The organism is Paenibacillus sp. cl6col (genome assembly GCF_900102125.1).
GTDB classification, from domain to species: domain Bacteria; phylum Bacillota; class Bacilli; order Paenibacillales; family Paenibacillaceae; genus Paenibacillus_B; species Paenibacillus_B suaedae.
Genome location: NZ_FNAZ01000017.1, coordinates 55,219 through 64,760 on the forward strand (window position 1 = coordinate 55,219; position 9,542 = coordinate 64,760).

Genomic DNA, 9,542 nt, shown 5'->3' on the forward strand with positions numbered 1-9,542 from the left:
TTCACGCACGGAGCATTTGCCCCTGGAATGCAAGAAGCAATTACGGAGCATATAGCAAGGAATTGTAATCAGGCGACAACCATAGTAAACGATTGTAGTAAGATCATTTCTATTACGTGGAGGTAATCATATGAATAAAACTGATATTAGCAATATTCACCACACGAACAAGAGTTATTGGGACGAGAACGGTAACGATTTTTTAGAAGCGATTGTACTGCCTTATTACGGTTGTAATACGTTAACGGAAAATGAATTACACTTATTTGGTGATGTAACAGGCAAAAAACTGTTAGATATTGGTTGCGGAAACGGTGAATCTCTTAAATATCATGGCAATAACAAGGGCGCTGAGCTTTGGGGCATAGATATTTCTAAAAACCAGATTGAGAAGGCAGCGAAATGCCTTTCAGAAAGTGGTTACACAGCAAATCTGATTTGTGGGGCAATGGAGGACGAATGCGGACTACCAACAGATTATTTTGATTATATTTATTCCATTTATGCAATAGGATGGACAACGGATTTACAGGGTACATTTAATAGGGTTGCATCATGTTTAAAAAAGGATGGGGTGTTTATATTCAGTTGGTCGCACCATATCCATATGTGCTCTGCATTTGAAGAAGGTAAAGTCTATTTTAAAAATAGCTATTTTGATGAAACATGGTCTGAGCGGGATCTTGATGGGAAAAATATTTTACTCTGCTCCCGGAAAATATCTACTTACGTAAACGCCTTGGCGAAGGCAGGTTTTGTAATTGAGCAATTGATTGAGGAGACAAACGACGAAACTTTGCAATTAACAGGCGATCTTAGTGATTGGACAAAAAAATCGCAAATGGTTCCGTTAACAGCTATTTTTAAAGCGAGGAAGCTGTAGTCAAAACCAGATAAAAGCTAACTATGATGGACAGTTATCACTTACCGTTAAATTCAGAGAAAGAGTATTGAGAATAGATGATGTAATTATAGACACTTTAATCTGCTTATAGGCGGAAGAGGTGTCTCTTTTATGTAAACGAAATTTCCAATACTGCACAACACCTAATGGATTGGTCTATCATAAGATTGCTGGAATAGACTAAATTCAATTACCTAGACAAATAATAGAAGGGAGTGACGGACGAATGATTAAAAAAGGGGTATCAAGGGCGGGAATATGGACTATAAAGGCCTTGTAGCCGGTGTTTACACTCTATATACCGGTTTTTGTGGAGGGGCGCTCTTCCATCTTGGGGACGGGCATGCCGTTCAAGGCTGTGGGGAAATTGTAGGCACCGGCTTGGAAATATCGCTCGACGTCCGTTTCACTGTTCAAGTATTGAAGGGGAAAACAATCGGTTGGCCCCGAGGCGAATCGGACACGCATTGGTTTTTGCATCGGCAACGCCAGGCCGCTTGAGCAAGCGCTGCAGCATGCAACGACAGAAATGCTGGTTATACTGACGAAAGACTACGGCCTGACTGCCTCGGAAGCAAGCCTGCTCCTGGGCCAGGCTGTGGAATACGAGGTGGCCAATGTGTTCAACCCCGCCTACAGCATCGTTTGTAAAGTTCCAAAAGCCGTGCTGTCCATGCTATAAAAGATCAATTTATCTGACAAAATGGCGATCACTCTACGGTATAGAACCGGGAGCGATCGCCATTTTTCTCGTGTATAGCCAGGAATTAGATCGATTCTCGCAAATATGGTTTCCGATGATTTACGGCTTTCACGTTACCCGTAAATATGAACATTAGACAAAGTATTCATTAATATGATTATGAATAGATATTGTGCTTGTTTGTAAGCGCTTAACCACTTATAATGGTTGATAATCCACAAATATCCAAATTAGTCTAGAGGGGGTTCTGCATGAAGCTTTTGGCCGCTGTAACCGTTCCGAGCGTCAAACGTCACAAGAAAAAACGCTGGCCGCGCATTACCGGAATCATTGTTTTGGTCTTAGTTCTTTTGCTTGCCTGCGCAGGGGGATACGTTTATTGGTTCGTGAATAAAAGCCTGCCTGTCGTACAAGGGAAACTCAATATTTCTGGACTAGAAAAGGAAGTGACGGTATGGAGGGATGCTTCCGGTGTTCCGCATATCGAGGCGCAAAACGAACATGATCTCTACATGGCTCAAGGTTACGTAACGGCGCAGGATCGCATGTTTCAGATGGATTTGAGCCGCAGACAGGCTTCCGGACAGCTAAGTGAAGTGGTGGGGGCTAAGGCTATCGACCGGGATAAATTTTTCCGGGCGTTTAGTTTGCGGCGTGCGGCAGAGGTTTCTCTTGGCGCTTACTCGAAAGAGTCCCGACAGGTGCTGCAATGGTATGCGGATGGCGTCAACAAGTACATCAAGCATGCAAAAGCCGCCAATTCACTTCCGGTCGAATTTGCGATTCTGGGGTATGAACCCGCGGAATGGCAGCCTGTGGACTCCTTGACGATTGGCAAATACATGGCCTATGATCTGGCAGGCAACTGGGAGGGGCAGGCTTTTAGGTACGCAATGGCGCAGAAGCTGTCCACCGAGAAATTTCAGTCGCTTATGCCAACCTATCCGAAGGATGGGGCAATGATCATTCAAGCGCTAAAAGACCAACCGATCGATCTGACAGCACTGGCAGCTACCGCGGTTCCGCGAGATCCGTTTAACGGCAGCAATAACTGGGTCGTATCGGGAGAGAAATCGGCATCCGGCAAGCCAATGCTGGCCAATGACCCGCATCTGGGCCTAAGTACGCCGTCCATCTGGTATGGGACGCATCTCTCGGCACCGGAACTGAACGTGAGCGGAGTAATTTTTGCGGGAGTTCCAGGGATCATTCTCGGGCATAACGACACGATAGCCTGGGGGGTGACGAATCTGAGTCCGGACGTACAGGATCTTTACATTGAAAAAAGAAACCCGAGTAATCCGCATCAATTCGAATATATGGGTAAATGGGAAGATGCCAAGGTTTATCAAGAGGAAATTAAGGTGAAAGGCGAGGCTCCAGTGCCGTATGAAGTTGTCGTGACCCGGCATGGTCCGATTATCTCTGAATTCGCGCATGATCAGCGGCAGGAAACGGCGCTTGCGATGAAATGGACCGCCTTAGATGCAACAACCGAGCTCGAAGCGGTTCAGATGTTCGCGAAAGCGCAGAATTGGGAGGATTTCAAGCAGGCGTTGACACATTTTGAAGCACCTGCCCAAAATTTTGTTTTTGCTTCTACGGACGGCACGATTGCCTACCGTGGGAACGGTCTGATTCCGATCCGCAAAAAAGGCGACGGTTCGGTTCCGGTACCAGGCTGGACGGATGAATATGAGTGGACGGGATATATCCCGTGGGATGAACTGCCCACAACCGTGAACCCAAAGGAAGGGTATATCGCTACGGCGAACAATAAAGTGATCGGCGACAGCTATCCGTATCATCTAACGGACGTCTGGTCCCAGCCATACCGTGAAGCGCGTATCCAACAGGTGCTGTCCGCCAAGGATAAGCTAACCGTAGAGGATATGGAAAAACTTCAATTTGACCGCCATAACCTTCAGGCAGAAGAGTTTGTTGATGAGTTGATTGCCAAGATCAAAGACTCGCCGGATTTGCGGCAAATCGATCGCGACGTGCTTTCGCTTGTACAAGGCTGGAATAAAGTGAATGATCCGGATCAGGCTGCACCACTTGGCTTTGAGCTGTGGATGCAGGGTTTTGATGATGTGCTATTCAAATCCGAAATCAACGCTGATTTGATGGAGCTGTTTAACAATAAATCGGTTGTTAAGGATGAAATGCTCCGCAGAGCGCTTCAAGGCGAGCGGGAGCCATGGATCGACGAGAAAGGCGGAATCGAGAAGGTGGCGCTGCAGGCATTCCAGCTGGCTGTGGATCAGGCTGTTTCGCTGCAGGGCAAACATCCGGACAAATGGCAGTGGGGCAAGTTCCATCAGGTTGATTTTGCTCATCCTCTTGGTGCTGTGAAGCCGTTGGATCTGATTTTTAATGCCAAGTCTGTTCCGATGGGCGGCGGCCGTGTCACCGTCGGGGCTGCAGGTTGGGATGCAAAGAGCGGCGAAGTCACCCATGGGGCACCGTGGCGAACGGTCATCGATATGTCCAATCCGACCCGTTCGATGAATGTAGTGGGGCCCGGCCAATCCGGACATGTGCTGAGCAAGTGGTACCATGACCAGGTGGATGACTGGTCGACCGGACAATACCACGTCACGAGTATCGAACCGAATGAATACCGAAAGGCAGGAAATGAACTGAAATTAGTGCCGGAATGAGAAAATGAGAAGAAAAATGCGATAGATTCCCAAGACAACACACGACCCAGTCTAAGATAGCGCTATGTAAGGCTGGGTTGTGTGACGCTTACAAGAATACATGGAAAAACCGGCCTCGCGGCCGGCAGGAGTCTATCGGAAAAGGTACCCATGCTCTCAGATGGACATCTTCTGCAAATGCGCTTCGAGCCGGTCAAGATTTTCCTTGGTGTGTATAGATGCGATTTCCTTGATGGCGTTGAATATGGCTTCATCTTCGAAAAGCTGGCGCATAGTTAATCTGGTTGTGCCGCCAAGATCCTCGAAGGTTGCCGTGAGTTGAAAATGGGGGTCATATAGGTACCGCAGCACGATCCGTTCTGGCCCGATTTCGACAAATTCGTTTTTATTGGGATAATCGACTCCGTCCAGTCCGTGCATCACAAACTCCCATATCCCTCCCGGCCGTAAATCAAATTTGAGGAAAGTGTTCGTAAACCCGTTCGGACCCCACCACTGTGCCAAATGCTCGGGTTTAGTCCAGGCTTCGTAAACGAGGGAAGGGGATGAACTTATCACCCTCGTTGTTACCAACTCCTTTTCTTCCGCTACGCTGATTTCACAGTTTGCCGCATGGTTTTCCGTCATGCCCGTTCCTCCCTCGCCTTAGGTTCTCAGATGGACATCTTCTGCAACTGCGCTTCGAGCCGATCAAGATTTTCTTCGTTGGCTGGAGTTGAAATTTTCTTGATGGCGTTGAATACGGCAGCGTCTTCGAAAAGCTGGCGCCATGTTAGTCTGGTTGTACCGCCAAGATCCTCGAAGGTTGCCGTGAGTTGATAATGGGGTTCACATACGTGCCGCAGCACGATCCGTTCTGGCCCGATTTCGACAAATTCGCTTTTATTGGGATAATCAACTCCGTTCGGTCCGTGCATCACAAACTCCCATGTCCCTCCCGGCCGTAAATCAAATTCGTGAAAAGTGTTTGTAAACCCGTTCGGACCCCACCACTGTGCCAAATGCTCGGGTTTAGTCCAGGCTTCGTAAACGAGAGCAGGGGATGCATTTATCACCCTCGTTGTTACCAATTCGTATTCTTCCGCTGAGCTGGTTTCGCTATTTGCCGCATGGTTTTCTGTCATGCTCGTTCCTCCTTTACATAGTTTGAATAGGTTAGTCGATCTCCAACTGCACACCCAGCTTATCCATCATCTCCTTGGTTCCGTGCTCGCGCTGAGCCGGTGTATCGTGGCCATCGAGAAAGACGCCTTGTTCGGTGAAAATCAGCTTTGTGCCTTCTCCCTCTGGCTTGAACTCGACGGTCGTTGCGGAAACGGAAATTCGCGTCTCGCCCATATCCAACGTATAGGTATAAACGATGCGCTCGTCCGGCACAATGTCGTGGTACCGGGCATTGAAGGTAAACACCGCTCCGCCGGGAGGCCCACCTTGAGTGCGTTCTCCACCGCCGACCCGGAAGTCAAACTCATCTGCTTTCGAAAACCATTGCTCTTTCATGTGAGGATTCGCCCAGTAGGCAAAAACCTTTGCTGGCGAAGCTTTGTACACTCGCTCAACGACGAAAGTGTGATGAATGGAAGATCGTTCGTTCATGATTTTCAGCTCCCTTGATTCGATTCGTCGGTATTCTTGTCGAGGAGGTCGCCCAGCTGATCCAGGCGATGCTCCCAATTCATCCAACGTTCGAGGATCACTTTTTCTTGGCTCTTTTTCATCATTTCTAATAATTTTGTAAAATCTTCAACCGTCACTGGTTGTTTCAAAAGCATGAGTTCGGACACGGATTCCAATCCGGCCAAAAGCTTTTGCTGCATCTGGATCGTTTCTTTTAGACGGGCGATTTGCAGCGACACAATTTGCAGCGGACTAAAATGGCCGCCGGTTACTACGGACTTAATCTCCTCAAGAGATAAGCCTAGCTCTTTTAAGGACAAAATTTGCTGCAGTCTCGATAGGTCGGCCTGGTTATACAGCCTGTGCCCCGAATCGGAATGCGCCGAAGGAGAAAACAGGCCAATCTGATCGTAAAATCTCAATGTTCGTAATGTGAGTCCTGTGAGCTTAGCAAGATCTCCGACTTTCCAAAGCTGCTCCATAATCACCTCTTTTTGTGCTGCGCATCTATTTGCCGGCAACTATACTATAAAACATGACGTTACGTCAGGTGCAAGTGTTATCTCTTGTAACGGAAAAAATATAACGAAATGGCCCTAACATAACGTTATGCTAGGGCCTTTTGTATTTCTAAATCACTCCAATTACATTTAAAAACACGATCATAATTGCAATTGGTGCTATATAGCGAAGTAAGAATAACCATAATACGAATAATTTATAGCCTTTATTTTTACTTACTTCCAATTCTCTCATTAATACATCTTTCTTCATTTTTAACGGTACAAAGATCGCAACTAATAATACACCGAGTGGCATAAGAACATTACTTACTGTAAAGTCTGCTAAATCAAAGACGGTTTTGCCAAATAATTTCACATCGCTTAATACGCCATATGATAGCGCCGATGGAATCCCTACAACAAAGATTAGTAATCCAACAATCAGTGCCGTTTTTTCCCGTTTTCCGCTCCCTTTTTTCGTTAAAGAGGCAACGCTAATTTCCAACATCGAAATTGCGGATGTTATCGTTGCAAAGAAAAATAGTAACAGGAAAATAATGAAGAATAGTTTTCCGAATGCCATTTTGCTGAAAATCGCTGGCAATACAATAAATAATAGACCTGGCCCCTGAGATGGTTCCATTCCAAATGCGAATACAACCGGGAAAATAGCAAGTCCAGCAAGCAATGTAATCACAAGCGTTAAACCGACGATAGAAAATGCGGAACGCGGTAAACTTTCTTCTTTCGGTAAGTATGAGCTATACGTTACCATGACTCCTACACCGACAGATAATGAGAAGAACGATTGCCCCATCGCATATAACACAATTTCAGATGTTACATGTGAGAAATCTGGTTGTAAGAAGAAACGAACTCCTTCTCCGGCACCATCTAATGTAAGTGCTCGAACAATTAATACAAAGAATAAAACAAATAGTGCGGGCATGAAATATTTATTTACTTTTTCAACACCGTTTTGCACACCTTTACTTACGATAAAAATAGTAATAAGAATAAATAATAGCTGTGCTCCAACCGCCAAATATGGATTGGAAATGATTTCACCAAAAGTTGCTTCGTACGCGCCATTTCCTTCCCATAGTCTGCCTGTAATTGCGTTCCACAAATATAATAGAATCCATCCTCCTACAACACTGTAGAATGAAAGCAATATGAAGCAGGTTACAATCCCTAATTTACCGACCCACGGCCATAGCGTCTTAGGAGCAATATCTCTATATGCCTCAACAGCCTCTTTTTGTGCACTTCTTCCAATTACAAATTCCGCCAATAATAACGGTAAACCTATTAATAAAGTGAAACCGATGAAAATAAGAAAGAACGCGCCACCGCCTCCAATACCGGCCATATACGGGAACTTCCAAATCGCGCCAAGACCAATTGCAGAACCTGCTGCAGCTAAAATGAAACCTAATTTCGATGTCCATTGCTGTGAATCCATCTCTTTATCTCCTCTCTGCTTCTTCTGTTTCTTTGTCTATTACGATTCGGTCTTTATTCAAATTGTTCTATCGTGGATCCTTTCTCATACAACCACTTCCTTTCAAATAAAAAACGTCCCTACGTAAATACGTAGGGACGATGAAATATCGCGGTACCACCCTAGTTGTGAAGATACAACAAGAGTAAGACCTAAATAAAAACGTCCCTACGCAAATACGTAGGGACGATAAAATATCGCGGTACCACCCTAGTTATGAAGATACAACAAAAGTAAGACCTGAATAAAAAACGTCCCTACGTAAATACGTAGGGACGATATATATATCGCGGTACCACCCTAGTTGTGAACAAAATTCTTCACCACTTTATTTGATAACGGTATTCACTACCGTCTTTCATTTCCTCACAAGTGAGATTTATGAAAGATGCTCCAGGACGAACTTCATGAATAATCTATATGCTGATTCACACCAACCATCAGCTCTCTGAGATAGGGAGATTTCCACTACTTTATCCTTTCATAGCCCAAATATGTAGTTTTCCGAAATGGATATTAACATTTTTATCACGCATTAAAAATTGTGTCAACTAATTTTTGATTTTCTATGTATTATTTTTTGTTTTTCGCTATAAAAATACTTTTGAATGAACACTATTGGACTTATTTCCGTGATATTCCTTTACTTAAAATCACAAACGATTGTAATATTTAGTCAGGGAAATATTCCGAAAAAATAACTGAATCTAACTTATATTTAGTTGAGAAATTCGGATTGAAGCCGATTCAAGCAAGTAGCGAATCTGTAAGTGAAGCGGCTAGAGAGCTTAAACTTAAACATGGCCTTGATAAAGTTTATCCAGTAATTTATAACGTAGATCAAAAGTTTTTAGTAAAAAGAACTTTTGATAAAGTTAGTGGGAAATTGTCAGTAAGCCACATGTGGTCAATCAACTTTGTCACTAGTAATACTGGGATAACAGTAACTGTATTGAATATTGGCAATGATTTATAACGTGGCATCATCTAAAATAAACAACCCTTATTTTTCTGTCCAACTAAGTGTAGCTGATCCAAATGACCAAAGTATGTATGAGAGGATGAGATAATTGAATCTAATGCAACTTAAGGTGCCAGCAGGTTATGCCGTAACCTATAACAAATTCTACGATATAGATCCTATCCTTAGTGAGGGTAATGATTACCTAATTGAGAACTGGGGATTCTTCACAGAAGATTTATTACAGATCGTTAAACTGAAAATTAAAAATGGAAAATGGTACATTCCTGAAAGTGAAGACGCTTTACTCTTTGATTTAGGTTGGTACCCGGATTCAGATATAAATGGTCATTACCATTTGCGGATTAACCCCATAAATTTGGACACATAGACACTAATTCTAGCTTATTCATTCATTTTCGTTTAGACTCGAACCATTTTAATTGGAATCGCTTCCACCTGATTCTGGCTGTAAAATTTCTCTGGCGCCATATCCCTAATACTGGAATGAATCCTGCGTTCATTATAGAACCGTATGAATTCGGACACCACTTGATAGGCTTCACCATAAGTTTGAAATTCGTATTTATTCAAACAATCATCTTGCAAGATTCGATGAAAAGACTCAATATGGGCATTCATATTCGGTGTTCTAGGCGGTATTCTTTCATGCTCCATACCAAAGTC

The 9,542-nt window shown here is 44.1% G+C and carries 11 protein-coding genes and 1 other annotated feature; of the genes, 5 read left to right on the plus strand and 6 right to left on the minus strand.

The window, feature by feature from the left end; translation table 11 throughout:
• Window positions 1-130: 130 nt before the first annotated feature.
• The 3 genes from BLS15_RS27255 (at window position 131) to BLS15_RS27265 (ending at window position 4,270) form a co-directional block, all read left to right on the plus strand.
• Window positions 131-883 (plus strand): class I SAM-dependent methyltransferase, encoded by a 753-nt coding sequence (locus BLS15_RS27255; RefSeq protein ID WP_090514692.1) that lies wholly within the window; start codon window positions 131-133, stop codon window positions 881-883.
• Window positions 884-1,162: 279 nt separating this feature from the next.
• Complete coding sequence (locus BLS15_RS29710; RefSeq protein WP_254777415.1) at window positions 1,163-1,405, plus strand: acetamidase/formamidase family protein; 243 nt, start codon at window positions 1,163-1,165, stop codon at window positions 1,403-1,405.
• A 453-nt stretch (window positions 1,406-1,858) separates the two neighbouring features.
• A complete protein-coding gene (locus BLS15_RS27265) occupies window positions 1,859-4,270 on the plus strand; it encodes a penicillin acylase family protein (RefSeq protein WP_090514695.1) in 2,412 nt (803 codons plus the stop codon).
• Between the two features lie 156 nt (window positions 4,271-4,426).
• On the opposite strand, the gene BLS15_RS27270 is transcribed toward BLS15_RS27265, so the two are convergent.
• The 5 genes from BLS15_RS27270 to BLS15_RS27290 all read right to left on the minus strand — a co-directional run bounded on the left by BLS15_RS27270 (window position 4,427) and on the right by BLS15_RS27290 (window position 7,855).
• Complete coding sequence (locus tag BLS15_RS27270) at window positions 4,427-4,897, minus strand: SRPBCC family protein (RefSeq protein ID WP_021255875.1); 471 nt, start codon at window positions 4,895-4,897, stop codon at window positions 4,427-4,429.
• Between the two features lie 26 nt (window positions 4,898-4,923).
• Window positions 4,924-5,394 (minus strand): SRPBCC family protein, encoded by a 471-nt coding sequence (locus BLS15_RS27275; protein ID WP_021255876.1) that lies wholly within the window; start codon window positions 5,392-5,394, stop codon window positions 4,924-4,926.
• 31 nt (window positions 5,395-5,425) lie between these two features.
• Window positions 5,426-5,866, minus strand: coding sequence for an SRPBCC family protein (locus BLS15_RS27280; protein WP_021255877.1), 441 nt, complete (start codon window positions 5,864-5,866; stop codon window positions 5,426-5,428).
• A gap of 5 nt (window positions 5,867-5,871) precedes the next feature.
• The gene (locus BLS15_RS27285; protein ID WP_021255878.1) at window positions 5,872-6,369 is read right to left on the minus strand and encodes a MerR family transcriptional regulator; all 498 of its coding nucleotides are present in this window, start codon (window positions 6,367-6,369) and stop codon (window positions 5,872-5,874) included.
• A 148-nt stretch (window positions 6,370-6,517) separates the two neighbouring features.
• Window positions 6,518-7,855, minus strand: a complete 1,338-nt coding sequence (locus BLS15_RS27290; RefSeq protein ID WP_021255879.1) for a sodium-dependent transporter — start codon at window positions 7,853-7,855, stop codon at window positions 6,518-6,520.
• A gap of 307 nt (window positions 7,856-8,162) precedes the next feature.
• Window positions 8,163-8,388, minus strand: a binding site (T-box leader).
• A gap of 242 nt (window positions 8,389-8,630) precedes the next feature.
• Here BLS15_RS27290 and BLS15_RS27295 point away from each other — a divergent pair.
• Entirely contained in the window at window positions 8,631-8,870 is a 240-nt protein-coding gene (locus BLS15_RS27295; protein ID WP_090514698.1) for a hypothetical protein, read from the plus strand.
• Between the two features lie 94 nt (window positions 8,871-8,964).
• Window positions 8,965-9,246, plus strand: a complete 282-nt coding sequence (locus BLS15_RS27300; RefSeq protein ID WP_175460854.1) for a hypothetical protein — start codon at window positions 8,965-8,967, stop codon at window positions 9,244-9,246.
• A gap of 32 nt (window positions 9,247-9,278) precedes the next feature.
• On the opposite strand, the gene BLS15_RS27305 is transcribed toward BLS15_RS27300, so the two are convergent.
• The coding region (locus BLS15_RS27305) for an integrase core domain-containing protein (protein WP_139170729.1) at window positions 9,279-9,542 on the minus strand (264 nt) is incomplete at its 5' end.